Below are 21,656 nucleotides of genomic sequence, written 5' to 3' on the forward strand. Positions count from 1 at the left end.
ACTCCTTGCGACAAATATGTCTTCAGTCTTTGCACAAGAGTCATTCCGCGCTACATTGTTACCCGGTTTTTTAATGCCTCATTCGGTTTCTATGCCACACATGGCTACGCATACCATGGGGGCTGAGTTTGCCTGGCAATTTAAAGGTTTGGGTAACCCATATTCCGATAGCCTATACAAACATATTGACTGGGGGCTCTCACTGTATTATAACTACTTTGGCAAACACAATATCAATGGCAGTACAATCGCTTTCATTCCTTATGTTCAGGTTAGGTTATTCAATCACAAACATTCTGAAACGATGATTAAACTGGGAGCAGGTTTAGGATACTGCTCTGCTATTTTTGATCCCATTCGCAATCCCAAGAACAGGGCTATGAGCAGCCGTATTAACGGCTCAATGCAAATTGCTTTTCTCAATATTCGACCATTGACCAAGAATCTCGATTTGTTGTTTGGCATAGGAATGACACATTTTTCAAATGCTAATTTTAACCGTCCGAATCTGGGTATTAACACCCCTCAGCTCAATCTGGGATTGAATTTCAAAAGTTCAAACATAAGACCCTATCGTTTTGCTACAGATACCGGAAAGTTAGCTACTCAATATTATTTTGAAACTCGCGTAGGAGTTGGGAGCAAAACAGCAACGATATCCGACCCTACAAGGCGTTCGGTTTACACCTTAGGATTAACACAAGGCATTGGAATTACTCCTATCCGCAGTGCCCGAATAGGCTTAGACCTATATTATGATAAACTTGACCCCTATATTGTATTCAACCCTGATTCTAAGACAAATTTCCAATTCAAGGATGCTTTTGAAGCAGCCATAAAAGGAGGATATGAATATTACTTTGGCAACATAGCCTTCTATCTGGACTTGGGTTACTATCTTTATAAACCCGAAAATGTAGGTAAGTTAAATTATTATATCTCAATAGGTTTAAATTACAATTATAAAAAATTCCTTGTTGGTGTCAGACTCAAGTCCCATGCTGCAAATGCAGACTTTGTGGATTGGTGTGTAGGTTACAGATTTAATACAAATTATATAAAAAGAAATCAAAGATGAGAATTTGGGTGTTGCTCGGAGTCTGTTTGCTATTTACAACTTGTAAAAAAGGGCATGAACTTGATTGTTTTAAATCTGCCAGCAAAATAACACAGAAGACCTATGATATAGACTGGTTTAATGAAATCAATGTCAATGGCAAAATCAGTTTGGAGTTGATATATAGCCCTAACAAAACAGCGTTAGAGGTTACCTACAATCAGAACCTGATTAGCGGTATCAGCAAAGAAATCAAAGACGGCAAACTGACACTCAAGGACGAAAACAAATGCAACTGGGTGCGTAGCTATGACTTACAGCCAAGACTACGATTATTTTATAATGATTCGTTGCGAATTATTAATATCATAGGTGCTGCCAAAGTGTTCAACACAGACACACTCCGTCTCAACAAACTCATAATTAATAATCAAAGTGTCGAGGATGTTGAACTCACCATAAACGATGTAAACGGAATCGAATGTAATGGCTTTAATTCTGGCGGTTTTATCATCAAAGGTCAAGCAGGCTATCTGACAAGTACCATAGACGATGCATCATTTATTGACACGCGTAAACTGACCTTAGACGACCTCTATTTATTTCATTATAGCGTTCGCACATCACATGTACAATCACAAGACATAATGGAAGTGAAACTATATGGCAAAGGAGACGTGGTTTTGAATGCCATCCCTTCGGATAGTACAAGATGGCGTTGTTGCAGGGTTGAATTGTCCAAATATGGTACAGGCGAATTCAAATAATTAAAATAATTCAAAAAATAAAAAAGGCTGCCCTTTTAGGACAGCCTCTATTCTAAAAATATTGTGTTGATTAACCTTCGCTTTCGATTTGGATATCAATCTCAGTAGAAATACCTTTATAAAGGTTGATGGTCGCTTTATAGGCACCCACCATTTTAATTTCATCATTAAAAACAATCTTTCTTCTGTCCACATCAAGACCTTTGTCTTTGAGTGCATTAGCCACCTGAAGAGTGGTTACCGCTCCAAATATTTTGCCGGTTGTTCCGGTTTTGGTTTTAAGTGTGATAGATTGATTTGCTAACTTCTCAGATAGAACCTCTGCGTCTTTTTTCAGCTTTTCTTGCTTAAATGCTCTCTGTTTTATTTCTTCTTCAAGAATTTTAACGGCAGAAGCAGTAGCAAGTTTAGCCATTCCTTGTGGAATCAAATAATTTCTTCCATATCCGTCTTTAACAGATACCACATCGTCTTTATGTCCAAGGTGTTTAACGTCCTGATTTAATATAATTTTCATCTTAAATTCCTCCTTTATTTATTATTTATAACCATCTGTTACAAAAGGCATAATCGCAATAAATCTGGCTCTTTTGATAGCCTCTGCAACCTTCTTTTGATATTTTTGAGAGTTTCCTGTAATTCTTCTGGGAAGAATTTTTCCTTGTTCATTCACAAACTTGGAAAGGAAGTTAACATCCTTGTAGTCAATGTATTTGATACCTGATTTTTTGAATCTGCAATATTTTTTTCTATTCAAATTCTTGGTTTGGGGAGCAAACACATAGTTGGTTTCTTTTATCTGTGCCATAATCTTATTCGTCTATATCTTCAGTTTCAATTATTTCAACATCTGCTTTTTTCTTAGCTCTTGCAGCTTCAGCGGCTTTTGAGTTACCTATTTCGCCCTTTCTCTTACGCTCGTTGTAAATAACAGCGTGTTTGTCAAGAGCAGTAGTCATAAAACGCATTACACGTTCGTCCCTTCTGTAGCTAAGTTCAAGCGTAGCAATAAACTCAGGTTCTGCCTGAAATTCAAAAATGTGATAAAAACCCGTTACTTTTTTGTTGATTGGGTAAGCCAACTTTGCAAGCCCCCAATTGTTTTCGTGGATTACTTTTCCACCTTGCTCTGTGATCAACTCTCTGTAACCTGTAACAGCATCTTTCATCTGTTGTTCTGAGAGTACGGGTGTTAAAATGATCACAGATTCATAATTTTTTAAGCTCATAATGAATCTATATTTTTTTAAACGAGGCGCAAAAGTATGCATTTGCATTGATGTATGCAAATGTTTTTTAAATTACATTTGAAGCCAACAAATACTAATTCCAATGAAGAAAATTATTTTACTAAGCACTATCGCCAGTCTTGTCCTCATTCTATCTTCTTGCAAAAAGAAAGATACAGACAGCAACACCAAACCACAAGAGAAGGAATATGAGTTGATAGAAATGACAACCGATTATGGCATCATGTACATTTGGCTATATGATGAAACCCCATTGCATAAAGCTAACTTTCTTAAATTGACCAAAGACGGATTCTATAACGGACTGATTTTTCACCGCATCATACCTAATTTCATGATACAAGGTGGCGACCCATCAGGCAATGGCACAGGTGGACCCGGCTATACAATTCCGGCTGAAATAAAACCCGAAATAACCCACAAAAAAGGGAGCATTGCCGCTGCCAGATTAGGCGACCAAGTTAACCCTAACAAAGAATCCAGCGGATCTCAGTTTTATATCGCTGTCAGCACAGATGGAACCAAACATCTCAATGGTGCATACACTGTTTTTGGCGAAGTAATTAAAGGGATAGAAGCCGCAGACCAGATTGTAGCACAACCACGCAATGCTCAAGACAAGCCCAATAAAGACATCAAGATGCAGGTAAAAATCATCAAAAAAACCAAAGCTCAGATTAAGAGCGAGTTTGGATATGATGTAAAATAAGCAAGAGATAAAAACGCTCAATATATTTTACTGACAGCCCCTATCAGTATTTTCTTTTTTCATTCGTGGCAAGTTCTTTAATTTTGCTCAATAATTTAAGACTATGAGCAGAATAGACTGGACAACCGTCAAAGAATATGAAGACATAACATTTCGCTATTGCAATGGTGTAGCACGCATTGCCTTTAATCGTCCAGAAGTCAGAAATGCATTTCGTCCCAAAACAGTAGATGAAATGTTGGATGCGCTCATCATCGCACACGAGTCTCAAGAAATAGGCGTGGTGTTGATTACCGGAGAAGGACCATCGCCCAAAGACGGAGTATGGGCATTCTGTTCGGGTGGAGACCAGAGAGTGCGTTCCAATACAGGATACAAAGGCACAGATGGCATCAATAAATTCAACATTTTGGATGTGCAAAGACGCATTCGTTTTATGAACAAGGTAGTGATAGCAGTAGTCCCGGGTTGGGCGGTAGGTGGAGGACACAGTCTGCATGTGGTTTGCGACCTGACTATTGCAAGCAAGGAGCATGCTGTTTTCAAACAAACAGATTTGGATGTAGCAAGTATTGACGGAGGTTTTGGCTCTGCATATCTGGCAAGGATGGTGGGGCAAAAAAGAGCCAGAGAGATTTTCTTTTTGGGCAAATCCTATTCGGCACAAGAAGCCTATGAAATGGGCATGGTAAATGCGGTTGTACCCCATGTTGAACTTGAGCAAACTGCCTATCAGTGGGCACAAGAAATATTGACCAAGAGTCCTACTGCTGTTAAAATGGCAAAATTCGCTTTCAATCTCATTGATGACGGATTAGTGGGGCAACAAGTATATGCAGGCGAGGCTACACGATTAATCTACGGAACCGAAGAAGCCCAAGAAGGGAGAGATGCTTTTTTGGAAAAAAGGAAAAGAGATTTTAGTAAATTCCCTAAATTTCCTTGAGCATACAACATAAAAAAGGGATGCTTTGGCACCCCTTCTCTTCAAAATTTTAAGTTATTTTTAGCAATACTCACTATATGCAGCTTGTAGGTTAGCAGCAAGCGCTTCAGCCGGCTTACCTTCAATCTGGTATCTTTCTATAAAGTGAACCAATTTATTTCCTTTAAAAAGTGCTATTGAAGGAGAAGAAGGTGGAAAAGGAATCATATATTCTCTTGCTTTTGCCACTGCATCTACTTCCATTCCGGCAAAAACTGTAAGCAGTTTTTTGGGTTGTTTATCTCCATGCAAAGAATGTAAAACACCGGGTCTCATTGCACCGGCTGCACAACCACAAACCGAGTTTATTACGACCAATGTTGTTTGTCCTTCCGGAAAAGAGTTAAATGTATTTTCTACTTCATTTGCTGTTTTCAACTCTGTAAAACCAGCATTTGTTAATTCTGCACGCATGGGTGCTACCATCATTTCGGGATATGCCATAATTGATATTTGTGTTAATTAGATTATAGAGTGTGCAAAATTACGCATTAATTTATTACCAACCCAAAATCCATGCGAATATCAAGGGTGCAACAATGGTTGCATCAGATTCGACAATAAACTTAGGTGTGTCCACATCGAGTTTACCCCACGTGATTTTTTCATTGGGCACTGCACCGGAATATGAGCCATAAGAGGTTGTAGAATCTGAGATTTGACAGAAATATGCCCAAAAAGGAACATCATGCCACTCCAAGTCCTGATACATCATAGGTACCACGCAGATTGGAAAATCACCGGAAATACCGCCTCCTATCTGAAAAAATCCTAATCCCTTACCTGTGCTCAATTCACGGTACAGTTCGGTAAGCCAAACCATGTATTCAATACCGCTTTTGACTGTGCTTGCTTTTAGTTGTCCTTTGATCACATAACTTGTAAAAATATTGCCGCAAGTGCTGTCTTCCCAACCGGGAACGACTATGGGCAAGTTTTTTTGAGCCGCTGCCACAATCCAACTGTCCTTGGGGTCAATTTCATAATACTGTTCTAACTCTCCGCTCAACACGATTTTGTAAAGAAATTCGTGGGGAAAATAGCGCTCTCCTTTGGCTTCTGCATCTTTCCAAACTCTTTCCAAATGGGACTGCAACCTGCGAAATGCCTCCTCTTCTGGAATACAAGTATCTGTTACTCTATTATAATGATTATCCAACAATTCTCTTTCTTGTTCAGGAGTTAGGTCGCGGTAGTTCGGGACGCGCTTGTAATGGCTGTGTGCCACAAGATTCATCACATCTTCTTCAAGATTGGCACCGGTACACGAAATCATTTGCACTTTGTCTTGGCGAATCATTTCTGCCAGCGAAATACCAAGTTCAGCCGTACTCATGGCTCCGCCCATCGAAATCAGCATTTTGCCTCCTTGCTGCAGGTGGGCTTCATATCCTTTGGCTGCGTCCATCAGCGCGGCAGCATTAAAATGTCTGTAATGGTGGTTGATAAAATTGGAAACCGGTCCTTTGTTTGTCATGTAAGTAAAAATTATAGGGGTGCGAAATTAACCTAATTGTTGAATGAAAGGAAACAATAAATCATGATGCACAAGCAGACAAAAATCGGGGCCGTGAATCAGAAATTTCGGGTGCTCACACAAGTTACAGCACACGCAACCTCAAATACCATCCAAACTCAACTATCCCTTTGTGCGTGTTTGCACGCACAGCGTTTATCATGTCCTTATTCCTTCACCAATTTGTAATGCAAGCCCCCCTCAGGTGTTTTGATATGGAGCAGATACAGCCCTGCGCTCAATTCACTTATGTCGCTTGCGTTGTACCCTGCATTAAGACCGCCCTCCATTACCTTGCATCCCATGAGATTGTATATAGCAAAACTGCCTTGCTGCTTTTCTTCACTCAATGTTATATACAGAACATGGCTAACAGGGTTGGGGTAGATATTCACGCCTTGCATTGAAATTGCACCTGCATTAGACACATTCAGCACATCCCACCCGGAACCTTTGGGCGTACCCTGCACAACCGAGGCATTCTGATGATTAAACCCGCAATCGTCAATAAAAGGCGTGCAGGGGGCTATTTGAAGACTTACACGGTTTTGATTGCCAAAAGTAAAAGTACCAGAATATATACCTGAACTACCAATTCTATCTGGTGCATTAATTTTAAAACCGGGTAAAATAGTGATTCTATTCCCTGCACGAATTATATAATCAGAATTATGTTGAGTAATAAAGTGTCCGTGTTCAGAGTTTCCAATTACAGTAGGTGTCATATTCGCCACATTTACCTGCTGAGCCGCTTGAATGGTAATTTGATTTTTAATTTGCCAGTCATTTCCGGGAAAAAGCCGGTTGTTTAAATTAATAATAGGCTGACAGGCTGAGATGGGGTCGATGCCGGTGTGTGTTAATGCCCCTTCGTTGCTCGGTGCTAAGAACGGGCTTAATGTACTCCAACTTTTGTTTAACCAACTGTAGAAAAAATTGGCATCATCATCACAATCGTCCTCCTCATGCCAACTCCACGACAATACCCCGATGATTTCTTTACTTGTAACAAATAAGGGAGAACCTGAAGAACCGCCCTCCGTATAACCTGTTGTCCAATTCACTTTCACACAGCTTGATAACAAAGGGTTGACTCTGTAGCCCTCTGATATTTTCTTGACATCTCCGGCAGGGTGATGAATACCAATGCCCCTTCCGTCATTAGGTAAAGAACTCCATGCCCTTCTATTCCATCCGCTATAAAACACGTTGTATTGTAAGGGTATATCTTGCCTTAGTCTCATAATCGTAATATCAGGGCAACCTGAGTTATCATGATCATCTGCAAGCACATCAACCCCGTTAACAGTCATTAAATCATTCCCATTGGTTGAGGGATCGCATGTAATACTTTGAAAATTAAACCAAAACATCCAGTTAGCATGATCGCTCCCATTCTCTGTACAATGCCATGCCGTAAGTATCAACGGGTCAAAGTTGTTATTTAAGTTGTTTACAACTGCTCCAGAACACCACCATCTTTCCTCATTAACATCCTCCCACAAAAATTTCACAACACTCCGAATCTGATTACACCATTCGTTATACCAAGGTGCACAAATAACATTTTCATGGCAATTTAATGATAATCCAAATCTGTTTCTCCGCAAATATGAATATGTAAATCCTTTAATAAACAAATTTCCCTTTAATAAGTGTGCTGTATTTACTGGACGATTTATTTCTATAATCATATCTCCCCCATGGATTCTGTTAGAATAAAAACTTTTATCTGATTTATTGTTGTTTTCAGTGTATGCACCCAAGACCCTTAAACTATCAAAAGGTGAGTATAAATACATCTTACAATTCTTGCCAAGTGAATAATCGGCAAACTTCACATGAAGCCCACCTGCGGAATCGGAATGAATTCTATACCTGTAAACTTCAAACATTTCATTTCCAACTTGAATAATATCCAATTTAGCAACATTCCAAAAATCAAATTCATAGTCTTTGTCAAAACCATAAGGTTCTGCGCAAGTTTTACAAGTGTCTAACTGTCTTAGTTTTTCTTCATTATTAATTGAAATTATGTTTAACACAGGAACCTCAATGTAATCAAGTTTGTTTTTCAAACCAATCGGGTATCCTGGTTCAGATAGTTGAGCCTGTGCTGTTACTAAACTTGAAACCAATATAATCAGTAAAACTATATTAAATATTCTCAGTTTCATGGTTTTATGGTTTTTATGAGTTTATAATAATTCTCTAACACACCCGGTCCACTGGTATTCCAAAAACCAACAATCCCTACATTTTGGGAAATAGACACGTCTAAATGATAAAAGCTAGCAGATTTACTAATAATCACTTTATAAAACATTGTTCCTTTAATTTCAATACTGTCGTAATAAGTTACCCCAGTTGTCCATCGTCCATTGTCATTTTCAAAGGCTACTGCTCCGACACCTGCTTCCATAGGATATACCTTGACATAATCTATATTATATGCTCCAACACCCGACTGTACCTGAAAATCTTTAGATTTCTTGGGTACATAATATAAAATATACCTTTTATATACTGTTGTCCCATTCACTATCTGATTGTATTCATTTTTTGATACTAATTCAATCGTGTCAAAATTGTTTTCATCCAGTGTGTCCTGATAAATCCATTTTGTCCCCACTGCATAATCAACAAAATAGGCTTTCATTTCTGGTGAAAGTTCATATGTCTTTTTGATTTTCGGGTCTTTGTCTTTGCAACTGCTCAACACAAACAGCAGTACTGCAACAATAATGAATGACTTTTTCATGGCTGTACGGTTTTTATGAGTTTAAAAAACTTATTCTTACCTATTACAATAACAAGCAGTGCGAGTGTCGCGGTCAAAATACCGGTCATGCCCTTGTTGTCATTATGTTGTCTATCGGACATCGTGAGAGATTCTAACTTGCCTAACCTCGCTTTCAGGTTGTCAATCTCATGTTGCTGGTTGATAGTGTGCAAAGTGAGTTCTTCTACCTTTTCTAGTAATTTCATATTCATTTCCCCTAAATTCATCCTTCCGATGGAATCATATTGAGACGCACTATAGATGCCGGGTAAATGATGATGTTCGCGCACATAATCATTTAATTCGTAAAGCGACATCATCTTATATCTGCCGTTTGCTTTATAAAGCTCTGCACTGTCTTTACTAAATGCTGCATGAAATACATAATCAGGAATAGGGTCTAAATGCACATCAATTTGTCGCGCAATCAATAATCCGTTGCTTTCTACCCTAAACTGATTAATGCCTGCATTGTCATTTACAGTAATGTTGCCATTATCTACCAATAGATTGCCGTCAGTCAAATGCAGTTTTGCACCGGGGGATTCTGTACCAATACCTACAAATCCATATCTTGCAACACAAAGATATGGAAAGACTGAAATACTAAAATCAGGATTATACCCTTCGCCCCTGACTCGCAATGGACCAAGATAGCCAGTCGCAAATCCGCCCGCTGGACTTGTTACTTGCAATGTAGCAAAATCCCCTGACCCATAAATGTCTAAGTTGGCATCAGTTCCACTTGTTCCTATTCCGACATAACTCGATGTAGTTATAGGATTTGTGCCGCTCCACTGTGCTTTAAGACGGTCTGCATGTAGCAGCAAAACACCCGTTATTAAGATTGCAAATACAGGGTTAAGTCCATGTTGCCTGTACTGAGAATGACGAAATACTTTCGTTACACTACGCTTGTTGATGAATAGATTTTTCATATTATGCTTTTTATTAAGTTTACATCCAAGTCTTTCCCTGGCGCGAAAACTCTCTCTGCACAACACTCACTCCCCTTTTCTGCGGCAGGCAGGCGCTTGCTTGTCCCGAGGCTCCTTTTTATTGGCTTGGGCTTAGCTTATTTCCCATTCATCATAATATCCAAATTTTGGCGGGGCATAACAGGTAGTTGTTGATTGATTGACTGAATGTGTCAATCCATTGGTATTTTTCCCGCCCTTACATCAAAGTATTTTATCGGATATTGCCAATTTAACCCTTATCGGTTGTGCAAAGTTTACACAACTCCGCAACATAAACAAATTTTGCCTTGTTTATATTGGAGTTGAATATTCGAGTGAGGGAAGGGTGACTTTTGCTTGTAGGTGCTATTTCTTCACCAATTTGGCAATTTCCTCTTCTAATTGGAATTCGGCACCTTCGGTATAGCCTGTATGCTGATAAACGATAGTACCGTTTTGGTCCACCAAGAAAGTCATGGGAGGGTTGGAAACATTGAGTGCACGTGCAAGAGTTTTGTTTTCATCCAACAAAATCTTATAGGGCCAGCCTTTACCGTTAACAAAAGGTTTTACTTTGGGAATATTTCTGGCATCATCAACTGTAACTGCCACATACTCAATACCATATTTTTCTACCCATTCATCATAGTGTTCATTGATATTGTCTAATTCTTTGATACAGGGACCACACCATGTTGCCCAAAATGAAATTACCGTAATCTTGCCATTGGCACCATAGTCACTGATGTTAACCATATTACCGTCTAAATCTTTCAGTTGAATTGAGGGCAAATCCGAATGTGTTTTAACAGTAAAACTGAGTACAAGGAGCGACATTACAGCTAAAAGGGTTGTGTATGTATATTTCATTTGCGAGATTTTGTTTGTTTTGAAAGTTTCAATTAATGTGCCAAATTTAGAAAGAAAAATAATATGATAGCTGCCTACTTTGAAAGATTGAGTTCCGTATCCTCTTCGTTGAATATCCAAAAACCAATAAAGAAACTCATTGCCATGATGCTTACCTGTCTTTCTAACAGCGATTCAAAGAACACAGAAACAAATAGAATGACCACCACCCATAATCCTGCGTAGTTTTTTCGTTGAACCCAAGCATAGAGAACAAAGATTAAAAATAAAACTATTGCTCCAAAAACTCCGGTATGCAAAGAAGTTTCCAAAAATTGATTGTGCGGATTTTTTCGATTTTGTTCTATCAAAGTGGTATGGCGTTCCACGTATTTGCGCTGCATCTCTGCATCCACATCTCCCAAACCAATCCCCGTGAAAGGATGTTCTGCCAACAATGCTATACCATTTTTCCAAGCTTCTACGCGCATGGCAACCGATTTGTCATTGGCATCTTTGGAATGAATGATTGTGTCTAAATCTTCCATACTATCTGCCATTCTGTTTTGCAAGGAATTTGAAAGAAAATAGACTCCGACAGGGAGCAATAGAAGCAGAGGAAGAAACTTCAGATATTTCATTTTGCCTTGATTTTTCATATAAACCAATGCGCTCACAAACAATCCTGCATAAAATCCTAATAATCCTGTTCTGGCAGAGAGAATATGCAGATTGGCAATATTGATAACTGTGAAAATCAATACTGCGTAGTAAACAGGTTTTTGTAGATTGCTTTTCAGTGAAATTAACAAATACAATCCGGACAAACAGGCTATTGCATTGAGCACAGAAAACTGAATATGGTACACTCCGTAACCAAAGAAAATCGGAATTGGCTTGGCACTCCTAATCAAGGCATCAAAATATTCTTGATTCATAAAATAAACCAAGGTACTTATAGTTCCGGCAAGATAGACAAAGAATATATAGCAAAACAAAATCAGGTTGCGCTGGGTTTGCGTAAAGCGTGCAAACACAACCCATAATACAGGAGAAAGCAGAAATGGGAGTTTCAAAAAGAATTTTCTTTGCCCTTCTTGCATATTATCCGAGAGCAACCAAGCTGCAATGTGAAAAAGCAACAATACAACAAACAACAGAGATAATCTTTTTAAAACAACATCCGCCTTGATAATTGCTGTAAAGCTTCTATAACTAAAAATTCCAACAAGCAATATCCCGCTCATTGCGATGCTCATCAAGGCAGGAGACACAAAAAAAGCTGCCATAAGAAGACAGCTTAATAAAAAGGCTATTTGGACCGGAAATCCTTGCTTGGTATCAAAAGTCCCAAACTGCATTATTTGGCATAATTAACCCTCACTTCTTTGGTCGCTTCCGTAATACCAATCTTCTTTGCCAATGTCGGATTGATTTTCACAACTTCATTGCCGGGTGCTTTATAATTTGCAACTACCCTCGCAAACGCTGATTTTCCGTTTTCGGGATTGGTTATCATCACGATAGTTCCTATGCGTGCAGTGGGGTGCATAATAAAATTGCGCTCTTGCGATAAATCACCTTCGGAACTGATAGTAACACTCCCATTTTCTACTATCTCATCTCCCACTGTTTTTACTTGCCTTGTGGGGACAACAACCGTATTACTCTCTTCTGAGGGATTGCCTTCCACCTTGTCATTTTTAATTACGTCAGCATTGGAAATTTTATTAGTCGTTGCAGGTTCTTGAACTTTGACAGGTTCTTGGGCAGGAACTACTGCAGGTTCTGCCGGAGGAACAGGTTTAGGCGTTTGGGTTTGAGGAATGGCAATCGATGCAGAATGAGGGCTTACTGCTAATTTTTGACCTACTGCAATAGATTCTCCGGTTATACCATTCCATTTTTTGATATCATCCACTGATACGCCATACATGCTTGCAATTTTGTATAATGTTTCGCCCGCTTGTACTGTATGAAACTTGGTTTCGATTTTGGTTTCTCCATTGGGAACAGGTGGGGCTTGTGTAGCTTTCTTTTTGGTAGGAATCATCATTACTGCATCTGCTTGTATGCCTTTGTCCGAACCGGGATTAGCCTTAATGATATCATTTACATCCACATTGTATTTTCTTGCAATGGCATAAAGCGTCTGACCTTTGTCCACTTTGTGGAGAATATATACAATCCCGTTTTCTGTCTTTGTTCCAATTGAATCTTGTGGCATAGCAAAAATTGCCAAAGGAGCCATCAGTATTATCAGCAATAATTTTTTCATTTTAATATAAATATGAGTTGGTCTTAACCAAAGGACAAAAGTAGAGCCATTATTTATTCTGTGGTCACAAGTATAGTAAATGCATCTTGTTTACTTTCCACAATGAAGTGGTTTTGCATTGAATATTATACATCTACACAAGGAGTTTGTGCATACTCGGAATGTATTCTACCCTCCGTAAGTTTAAATATATCTCCTTAATTATTCTAATTCGTATGCACCAATATCCGCAGGATTTTTACGAACATTCCCTTTGAGGTCAATAGAAACCGGTGGCAATAGTGGCTTTGCTTTGCCTACAACAGGCGAACCTTGCCTTATTCCTAAATCTGCATCTCTGGCAGAAATAAACAATGGGTCTTGATTCAAGATATTATTATTGAGGTTTAAATTAGTTACAAATTCTTTGGTCTTAATCAAACAATGGTCTATCAATGAAAAGTCAGGAGGGGTACTACCGTTATAAATATCTAAAATCATCTCATCATCTAAGGGTCCATAAATAATGCAGTTTTCAAAGTTGAATGAAATATCAAAACTTCTTACAAACCTATCTTTGTCATCGCGCTGAATATTGTTTAGTGCAACAGCCGATTGAGAACGCCCTCCCATATATCCACTGGCAACGGTACAATGTCTTAGTATATAATTCCCTCCAAAATATCCAACAAAACCATTGGCTCCGCATTTGGCGATTGCAACATTTTCCGCAAAAACCCAAGATGTGATACCGATTAAACCATAATAAGAACAATTTTTAATCAGTGTTTGACTTATGTTAAGTTTGGGGTTAGCATTGTTGCTCAGTGAATCCACTCTAACTCCAATCGTTGCATTTTTGATTACTGCATTTTTAATTTTGTTATCTCGACTGTCTTTCAACAAATGAATGCCCTGCCATTGTCCTGCAATTTCTTCAAATCCGGGTTGCAATCTATCTCCCTGAAAAATAGCCGGACTCTGCTCTACCCCATCTACATCAAGAGTTCCCGCCACAAAAATGGAAGAACCGGGTGATGAATAGACATTCACTCCTTGCGTTACTTTTAATGTAACGTTGGTATTGACAAGTACTGAGTTTACAATGACATAGGGCTTATCTGTTCTGTCCCAAACCACATTCTGGTTGATGACCGAATCTCTGTAATAGATGGCATCCCATCCATAGGCAGAAAGTATTATTTTTTGCTGACTACCATTGGTATTAAACAAAATTGAATCCATAACCACCGCAGGATTGATTTGATTATTGGCTTCGAGTGTAACTTCCACAAATGCTATCAGGCTGTCCTGTGCCGGAATTTCTACTTCGGTGAAATCGGTTGATGACACACCATCTACATTGATTCTGTATGATGAGCTTGCGCCACCCGCTAAGGTAATATGTGTTTTGACAGGATTTTTTAGTCGGTTGACAATAAAGAATTGTTTGTTGACAGAACGAGGATATTGGGTTCCGGGTAAATGAGTAAATACGGTGTCAAAAAAAACAGTATCCGCAGCTTGTCCGGGCCAAAACTGAAATACCAAGTTAACATCCGAACCTGTATAGAAGGGTTTGTCTTTTCTGCAACCTATGGCTGTGAGCAAGGATAGCAATAGCAATATAGAGCCGATACGTTTCAATCTAAAAAAACAATGGCTGCAAAGATAATCAACCCTTGCAGCCATTTGATAACGAATTTATTTTGGATTTATGCAAAGCGTAATCACGCTGATTCCACTTTATGTCAAACAAACTGAGTGTTACACAATCACGATAAAACGCCTTAAACAGTACCTTGTGCTTTGGGTGCAGCAGAAAGTATTTCGGCACTCACACCGGAGGCATATTGCTCAAAGTTTTTGACAAACAATTGTGCAAGGTGATTTGCTTTGCTGTCATAAGCAGCTTTGTCAGCCCATGTATTTCTGGGGTTCAGAATTTCAGCAGGTACATTAGGGCAACTTGTCGGCATCTGAACACCAAATACAGGATGTGCCTCATATTGAACATGGTTTAATTCTCCATTCAAAGCAGCCGTAAGCATTGCTCTGGTGAATGAAAGTTTCATGCGTTGACCTGTTCCATAAGCGCCTCCGCTCCAGCCTGTGTTCACAAGCCATACGTTGATTTCAGGGTGTGCTTTCAATTTATTACCCAACAACTCAGCATACTCACCGGGATGCAAGGGAATGAAGGCTTTTCCGAAACAAGCCGAGAATGTAGCTTGTGGCTCAGTAACACCTGCTTCTGTTCCGGCAACTTTTGCGGTATAACCGGAGATAAAGTGATACATGGCTTGTGCCGGTGTCAGTTTTGAGATGGGAGGCAATACTCCAAATGCATCGGCAGTCAATAGGATTATATTTTTAGGCGAAGTACCCACAGATGGAACAGCAATATTGTCAATAAAATCAATAGGGTATGCAACACGGGTGTTTTCAGTAACAGAGATATCGTCAAAGTTTACTTTGTCAGTTCCGGGAATGAAGCGAACGTTTTCTACTAAAGCCCCTTTTTTAATTGCATTCCAAATTTGTGGTTCTTTTTCTTCGGTCAAACCCACGCATTTTGCGTAGCAACCGCCTTCAAAGTTAAACACAGTATCGCTATCCCAGCCGTGCTCATCATCTCCAATCAGTTTTCTGTTTGGGTCTGCGGACAGAGTGGTCTTTCCGGTTCCGCTCAAGCCGAAGAAAATAGCCGTATCACCGTCTTTGCCAATGTTTGCAGAACAGTGCATGGATAATACTTTCTTTTCATGAGGCAGGATATAATTCAATACAGAGAAAATTCCTTTTTTGATTTCTCCCGTATAACCCGAACCGCCAATCAAAATTACTTTACGGGTAAAATTAACAATGGTAAAATTATGTTGCCTTGTGGCATCTTGAGCAGGGTTTGCGCGGAAAGAAGGTGCTGCCAAAATAAGCCATTCCGCTTGTTGGGTTTTTAATTCATCGGCTGTAGGTCTTAAAAAAAGATTATTGGCAAACAAATTTTGATAGGCAGTTTCATTTACCACCTTGATATTCAGTCTGTATTTTGGGTTTGCGCAAGCATAAGCATCACGCACAAAAAGTTCTTTGCCTTTGTAGTGTTCCACTACTTTGTTAAACAACTTATCAAAATTTTCGGGAGTAAATTTGAAGTTTATATCTCCCCACCAAACAGAGTTTTCAGTTTTTGCATCACAAACTGTGAATTTATCTTTGGGTGATCTGCCGGTAAACTCTCCCGTGTCGGCTGCTAAGGCGCCCATGTCCGTGAGCTTACCTTCACCTCTTTCAAGGGATTTTGATACAAGTTGGTCAACTGTTAAATTAATGTGTGCTTTTGCTGCATTTTGAATGATGTGTTCAACTATTTGATTATTATTCATTTTAATTGAAAAATGGTGATTTTGTGTGCTGCAAAAGTAGTCCAAATTACAAGGGTATTAGTCTATTCATTAGACTAATTAATCACAAGTTTTGCCAAATATTCAAATTGAAGCCATAACACTTACTCTTTAATCAGACACTATTTGGAGACTTATTGAGCAACTTAAGTAGAAAATATTTGATTGCTTCTGCAAGTATGTAATTTACAGTGATTTTAATAACTTTAAAAATTAATGTTTTATTTAATTCACAAATTCAGGCATTGAATATAATAACTAACTAATCTCAGCACTGCGTAGTTCAAACATATCAGGACACATCTATTATGTATCTTCAAAAAAGACTTTATAGATTGCACTCATTGCATACAATGTTATCAATCACTAATCCTAATTATGTATAAGTATTGCCGGTTTTGATTTATATTCATTAAGTAGCCAATTTTAGATTCATGGTAGAATAAATTGGCTACTTAACTTTTCCGGTGGTCCCACCTGGGCTCGAACCAGGGACCTACTGATTATGAGTCAGTTGCTCTAACCGACTGAGCTATAGGACCATTTCCCCTTGATTTGGGGCTGCGAAAATAGTTATTTTTCTTAAACAAAAAGAAAAAACTACTTTTGCACTCTTTGAAAAAAAACACCCTCAGGCAGATTGTAAGATGAAGTTTCCAAGCTATAAAAACCCCAACTGGTCGGCATTAGAAGAGGAAGTGTTGGCACTGTGGAAGAAGAATCAAATTTTTGAAAAAACAGTAAGTCAACGTCCGGCTGACAATGCATTTACATTTTATGAAGGTCCACCGAGTGCAAATGGAATGCCCGGCATTCACCACGTTATGGCAAGAACTATCAAAGATGTATTCTGCCGTTACAAAACCCAGAAGGGATATAGGGTGTTGCGCAAAGGCGGCTGGGACACGCACGGTCTGCCGGTAGAATTGCAAGTTGAAAAAAGATTAGGGATTACCAAAGACGATATTGGCAAAAAAATCAGTATTGCTGATTACAACAAAGCTTGCCGCGAAGATGTGATGATGTTCAAGGAAAAATGGGACGACCTCACAGACAGAATCGGTTTTTGGTTGGACTTGGACAAGCCCTATATAACCTACGAAAACAACTATATTGAGAGTGTATGGAACCTGCTCAAACAGTTCTATGACAAAGGTTTGCTCTACAAAGGATACACCATTCAACCCTTCTCGCCTGCTGCCGGAACAGGACTGAGCTCGCACGAGTTGAACCAACCGGGATGTTACAGAGAAGTCAAAGACACTACGGTAGTAGCGCAATTTGCACTGATTTCAAATGACAAATACAAAAGTCTTAACTTTCCATCAAAAACCTATGCGCTTGCATGGACTACTACACCTTGGACTTTACCTTCAAATACAGCACTTGCCGTGGGTGCAAATATTGAATATGTGTTGATTGAAACCCTTAACCCATATACCTTTCTGCCGGTCAATGTATTGTTGGCAAAAGACAGAGTGGCTGCCTATTTCAAAGCAGAAGGTGAAAACCTATCCATATATGACTTCAAAGAAGGCCACAAAGTGATTGGATGGCGCGTGTTGAACACATTCAAAGGCAAAGAACTCGAAGGATTACAATATGAACAGTTGCTTCCTTATGCGCAACCGGAGGGAAAAGCATTTGAGGTTTTTGTAGGCGATTTTGTTACCACTACCGATGGAACAGGCATTGTACACATGGCTCCCAGTTTTGGTTCTGACGATTTTAGATTATCCCAGAAAAAAGGTTTTGCAGCCTTAACTCTTGTGGACGAGCGCGGCAAATTTGTGCCCGAAGTTACCGATTTTGCAGGCGAGTATGTAAAAGAAGCCTATTACTCTGACGAAGAACTTGAAGCAGAGCGCAAAAAACAAGGCAGAGACAAATATCTGTCTGTGGATGAGCGCATTGCGATTAAATTAAAACAAGAAAACAAGGCATTTAAGGTTGAAAAATACAGCCATAATTACCCGCATTGTTGGCGCACTGACAAGCCTATTTTATACTATCCTTTGAAAAGCTGGTTTATCAAAACCACTGCCCTGCGCAACCGCTTGGTAGAATTGAACAAAACCATTAATTGGAAGCCCAAATCCACCGGAGAAGGGCGTTTTGCAGACTGGTTAGAAAACCTTGTGGACTGGAATCTTTCTCGTTCAAGATTTTGGGGGACGCCTTTGCCAATTTGGCGTACAGAAGACGGCAGCGAAGAAATCTGCATCGGTTCTTTGGAACAGATGAACACCGAGATAGAGAAAGCCGTGCAAGCCGGCTACATGAAAGCAAACCCAATCAAAGACCAAGCTACCCTTGATTTGCATAGACCTTTGGTGGACGAGATTTTCCTTTGTTCCGCTTCGGGCAAGAAGATGACCCGCGAAACCGACCTGATTGATGTTTGGTTTGACAGCGGTGCTATGCCTTATGCACAATGGCATTTCCCTTTTGAAAACAAAGAAACTTTCCACTCTAATTTCCCTGCTGATTTTATTGCCGAAGGAGTTGACCAAACGCGCGGATGGTTCTTTACACTGCATGTAATTGCTACCGCTCTCTTTGATTCGGTTGCTTACAAGAATGTGGTTGCCAACGGACTTGTATTGGACAAAAACGGAAATAAAATGTCCAAGCGCTTAGGCAACGCCATAGACCCATTTGCGGCTGTTGCCAAATATGGTGCAGATGCAATTCGCTGGTATATGATGTCAAATGCACAGCCTTGGGACAATCTTAAATTTGATTTGAACGGTATGGAAGAGGTGCAGCGCAAATTCTTTGGAACACTATTTAACACCTATTCATTCTTCGCTCTTTATGCAAATGTGGACGGCTTTACCCACAAGGAAACCCAAATACCGGTAGCACAACGTCCTGAAATTGACCGTTGGATTTTGTCTATGCTCAACAGCTTGATTCAAACCGTAGATGAGAGTTTGTCGGATTACGACCCCACACGCGCAACCCGTGCCATACAGACTTTTGTTGATGAGCATTTGAGCAACTGGTATGTCCGTTTGTGCAGAAGAAGATTCTGGAAAGGTGAATATTCCGAAGACAAAATTGCAGCCTATCAAACCTTGTTTGAATGTTTGCACACACTTTGCAAACTCATTGCACCCGTAGCGCCTTTCTATGCCGAAAGACTCTATCAAGATTTGCAAAAAGTAACAGGATTAGAGAATTGCGAATCTGTGCATTTAAGCCTTTTTCCAAGAGTTACAAGCGATTTCATCGATACCGAACTTGAACAAACAATGGAATTAGCCCAAAAGTTCAGTTCTATGATATTAAGTCTGCGCAAGAGAGAGAATCTGAAAGTACGTCAGCCTTTGCAAAAGGTAATGATTCCTGTGTTAGACCCTGCATTCAAAAAACGTTTACAACACGTTGAAGCCCTTATTTTAAGCGAGGTCAATGTCAAAGAAATGCAATATTTGGAAGAAGGCGAAGGAAGCGCAACCCTTGTCAAACAAATAAAACCCAACTTCAAGACACTCGGCAAAAAAGCAGGTCCTTTGATGAAACAAATTGCTGCCAAGATTGCCACTTTGGGACAAGACGATATAGCTGCAATAGAAGATAATGGGCAATTGTTGATAGACCTTGATTCGCACCCGTTTGAATTATTAGCCGAAGATGTGGAAATCAATCCCGTTGATATAGAAGGATGGCTTGTAATGTCTGAAGGTAAACTGACCGTGGCACTTGACATTACGGTAACTGAAACATTAAAGCAAGAAGGAATTGCACGTGAGTTTGTGAATAGACTGCAAAACCTGCGTAAAGAACTTCACTTTGATGTTACCGATAAAATCAGCGTAACAGTCCAAACAGACAATGAAATTTCTATGGCAATCGACAATTATAAAGACTATATTTGCGCAGAAATTTTGGCTACAGGAATTTCAATGTCCTCAACAGCGGAAATGCCCTATATCATTGAGCTTGAGGAGAAAGAGTTAAAAGTCAAAATAGAAAAGATTTCGTAAATAAATACCCCGATATGGAAGAAAATAAAAGATACGGAGATGCCGATTTAGCTGAGTTCAAAGCACTTATCATGGAGAAGCTCACCTCTGCGCGTGAAGAATTAGGAAAATTGCAATCTCAGTTGGCAAACCCAAACGAGAATGGAATCGAGCAACAGCATTACATCACAATGGAAGACGGTGCGCTGACTTTGGAAAAAGAGAATCTCAACCAACTTGCTGCAAGGCAGCAAAAATTTATTAATAACCTTGAGGCTGCATTGGTCAGAATTGAAAACAAGACCTATGGTATTTGTAGAGAAACCGGAAAACTTATAAGCAAAGAGCGTTTAAAAGCGGTTCCGCACACTACATTGAGCATTGAAGCCAAAATCAATCAATACAAATAAAAGAACTGATTGGAAAACACTTCTGAAAATCAAGTTTTTGAAAAATTTCAAGAACCGATAGTGTTGCCTGACAGCACAAACACATATAACTCCAAAAGACTTTGGATAATTTCTGTGGCTGTTATTTCTTTTATTCTGCTGATTGACCAAATTCTAAAAGTTTGGGTTAAAACCCACATGCACATGGGCGAGGAAATTCATGTAATGGGAAATTGGTTTATCCTACATTATACTGAAAATATGGGTATGGCATTCGGGCTTGAACTCGGAGGCAAATACGGCAAACTCATTTTAACAACGTTTCGGTTAGTCGCTGTTGGATTTGGCATTTGGGTATTATATTATCATATTTCCAAAAGAGCACATAAAGGGTTTATACTCTGTATTGCCCTGATTCTTGCAGGAGCCATCGGCAATATCATTGACAGTGTTTTCTATGGTGTAATTTTCCATGACATTAACCACTATTCTGGCGGTTGGTTTCATGGTTGGGTAGTGGATATGTTCTATTTTCCTTTGTTTGAAGGCTTTTACCCCGATTGGTTGCCAATCAAAGGCGGTGATTATTTCATCTTTTTCAGTCCGGTTTTCAATATTGCAGATTCTGCTATTACTTTAGGGGTGCTGCTTATTCTTATTTTCCAGAAAAAATTCTTCATAAAAGAAGAAACACTGAAGGTTGCGGTAACTGAACACAAATCTGAAGTGACAGATAACACTACAACTGAAATCTAAATCTT

At 39.3% G+C, this 21,656-nt stretch carries 20 protein-coding genes and 1 tRNA gene; 7 read left to right on the forward strand and 14 right to left on the reverse strand.

What is annotated here, in order from left to right; genetic code table 11:
• Window positions 1-16: 16 nt before the first annotated feature.
• Together M9892_02695 and M9892_02700 are read left to right on the forward strand one after the other, a co-directional pair.
• Window positions 17-1,078, forward strand: coding sequence for an acyloxyacyl hydrolase (locus M9892_02695; protein ID MCO5253258.1), 1,062 nt, complete (start codon window positions 17-19; stop codon window positions 1,076-1,078).
• Window positions 1,075-1,824, forward strand: a complete 750-nt coding sequence (locus tag M9892_02700) for a DUF2807 domain-containing protein (protein MCO5253259.1) — start codon at window positions 1,075-1,077, stop codon at window positions 1,822-1,824. Before M9892_02695 ends, M9892_02700 begins: the two co-directional genes overlap by 4 nt.
• A 70-nt stretch (window positions 1,825-1,894) precedes the next feature.
• On the opposite strand, the gene rplI is transcribed toward M9892_02700, so the two are convergent.
• Genes rplI through rpsF form a run of 3 tightly spaced genes read right to left on the reverse strand, consistent with a single transcriptional unit; the run spans window position 1,895 to window position 3,053 of the window.
• The gene (gene rplI, locus M9892_02705; GenBank protein MCO5253260.1) at window positions 1,895-2,341 is read right to left on the reverse strand and encodes a 50S ribosomal protein L9; all 447 of its coding nucleotides are present in this window, start codon (window positions 2,339-2,341) and stop codon (window positions 1,895-1,897) included.
• A gap of 21 nt (window positions 2,342-2,362) precedes the next feature.
• A complete protein-coding gene (gene rpsR / locus M9892_02710) occupies window positions 2,363-2,632 on the reverse strand; it encodes a 30S ribosomal protein S18 (GenBank protein ID MCO5253261.1) in 270 nt (89 codons plus the stop codon).
• Window positions 2,633-2,636: 4 nt separating this feature from the next.
• Window positions 2,637-3,053, reverse strand: a complete 417-nt coding sequence (gene rpsF, locus M9892_02715) for a 30S ribosomal protein S6 (GenBank protein MCO5253262.1) — start codon at window positions 3,051-3,053, stop codon at window positions 2,637-2,639.
• A 103-nt stretch (window positions 3,054-3,156) separates the two neighbouring features.
• On the opposite strand from rpsF, the gene M9892_02720 reads away from it, so the two are divergent.
• Window positions 3,157-3,783, forward strand: a complete 627-nt coding sequence (locus M9892_02720) for a peptidylprolyl isomerase (protein ID MCO5253263.1) — start codon at window positions 3,157-3,159, stop codon at window positions 3,781-3,783.
• 103 nt (window positions 3,784-3,886) lie between these two features.
• Window positions 3,887-4,729, forward strand: coding sequence for a 1,4-dihydroxy-2-naphthoyl-CoA synthase (locus M9892_02725; protein MCO5253264.1), 843 nt, complete (start codon window positions 3,887-3,889; stop codon window positions 4,727-4,729).
• Window positions 4,730-4,789: 60 nt separating this feature from the next.
• On the opposite strand, the gene M9892_02730 is transcribed toward M9892_02725, so the two are convergent.
• From M9892_02730 to M9892_02780, 11 genes are all read right to left on the reverse strand, one after another.
• Window positions 4,790-5,212, reverse strand: a complete 423-nt coding sequence (locus M9892_02730; GenBank protein MCO5253265.1) for a BrxA/BrxB family bacilliredoxin — start codon at window positions 5,210-5,212, stop codon at window positions 4,790-4,792.
• A 55-nt stretch (window positions 5,213-5,267) separates the two neighbouring features.
• Window positions 5,268-6,245 carry a deoxyhypusine synthase family protein gene (locus tag M9892_02735; GenBank protein ID MCO5253266.1) on the reverse strand — a complete coding sequence of 326 codons (978 nt, stop codon included), beginning with the start codon at window positions 6,243-6,245 and terminating at the stop codon, window positions 5,268-5,270.
• 206 nt (window positions 6,246-6,451) lie between these two features.
• A complete protein-coding gene (locus M9892_02740; protein MCO5253267.1) occupies window positions 6,452-8,461 on the reverse strand; it encodes a T9SS type A sorting domain-containing protein in 2,010 nt (669 codons plus the stop codon).
• Complete coding sequence (locus M9892_02745) at window positions 8,458-9,045, reverse strand: hypothetical protein (protein MCO5253268.1); 588 nt, start codon at window positions 9,043-9,045, stop codon at window positions 8,458-8,460. Before M9892_02745 ends, M9892_02740 begins: the two co-directional genes overlap by 4 nt.
• A complete protein-coding gene (locus M9892_02750) occupies window positions 9,042-10,004 on the reverse strand; it encodes a hypothetical protein (protein ID MCO5253269.1) in 963 nt (320 codons plus the stop codon). Before M9892_02750 ends, M9892_02745 begins: the two co-directional genes overlap by 4 nt.
• Before the next feature lie 387 nt (window positions 10,005-10,391).
• Entirely contained in the window at window positions 10,392-10,895 is a 504-nt protein-coding gene (locus tag M9892_02755; GenBank protein ID MCO5253270.1) for a TlpA family protein disulfide reductase, read from the reverse strand.
• Window positions 10,896-10,969: 74 nt separating this feature from the next.
• Window positions 10,970-12,163 carry an O-antigen ligase family protein gene (locus tag M9892_02760; protein ID MCO5253271.1) on the reverse strand — a complete coding sequence of 398 codons (1,194 nt, stop codon included), beginning with the start codon at window positions 12,161-12,163 and terminating at the stop codon, window positions 10,970-10,972.
• 71 nt (window positions 12,164-12,234) lie between these two features.
• A complete protein-coding gene (locus M9892_02765) occupies window positions 12,235-13,152 on the reverse strand; it encodes a LysM peptidoglycan-binding domain-containing protein (protein ID MCO5253272.1) in 918 nt (305 codons plus the stop codon).
• Window positions 13,153-13,353: 201 nt separating this feature from the next.
• Window positions 13,354-14,823 carry a hypothetical protein gene (locus tag M9892_02770; GenBank protein ID MCO5253273.1) on the reverse strand — a complete coding sequence of 490 codons (1,470 nt, stop codon included), beginning with the start codon at window positions 14,821-14,823 and terminating at the stop codon, window positions 13,354-13,356.
• Window positions 14,824-14,921: 98 nt separating this feature from the next.
• Window positions 14,922-16,517: a phosphoenolpyruvate carboxykinase (ATP) gene (gene pckA / locus M9892_02775; GenBank protein MCO5253274.1), complete on the reverse strand. Its 1,596-nt coding sequence runs from the start codon at window positions 16,515-16,517 to the stop codon at window positions 14,922-14,924.
• A gap of 486 nt (window positions 16,518-17,003) precedes the next feature.
• A tRNA-Ile gene (locus M9892_02780) sits at window positions 17,004-17,077 on the reverse strand.
• 105 nt (window positions 17,078-17,182) lie between these two features.
• On the opposite strand from M9892_02780, the gene ileS reads away from it, so the two are divergent.
• The 3 genes from ileS (at window position 17,183) to M9892_02795 (ending at window position 21,651) form a co-directional block, all read left to right on the forward strand.
• A complete protein-coding gene (gene ileS / locus M9892_02785) occupies window positions 17,183-20,527 on the forward strand; it encodes an isoleucine--tRNA ligase (GenBank protein ID MCO5253275.1) in 3,345 nt (1,114 codons plus the stop codon).
• 14 nt (window positions 20,528-20,541) lie between these two features.
• Complete coding sequence (locus M9892_02790; GenBank protein MCO5253276.1) at window positions 20,542-20,916, forward strand: TraR/DksA C4-type zinc finger protein; 375 nt, start codon at window positions 20,542-20,544, stop codon at window positions 20,914-20,916.
• Window positions 20,917-21,021: 105 nt separating this feature from the next.
• Window positions 21,022-21,651, forward strand: a complete 630-nt coding sequence (locus M9892_02795; protein ID MCO5253277.1) for a lipoprotein signal peptidase — start codon at window positions 21,022-21,024, stop codon at window positions 21,649-21,651.
• Window positions 21,652-21,656 lie beyond the last annotated feature (5 nt).

It is taken from the genome of Bacteroidota bacterium, assembly GCA_023957335.1.
GTDB lineage: Bacteria > Bacteroidota > Bacteroidia > NS11-12g > UBA955 > JALOAG01.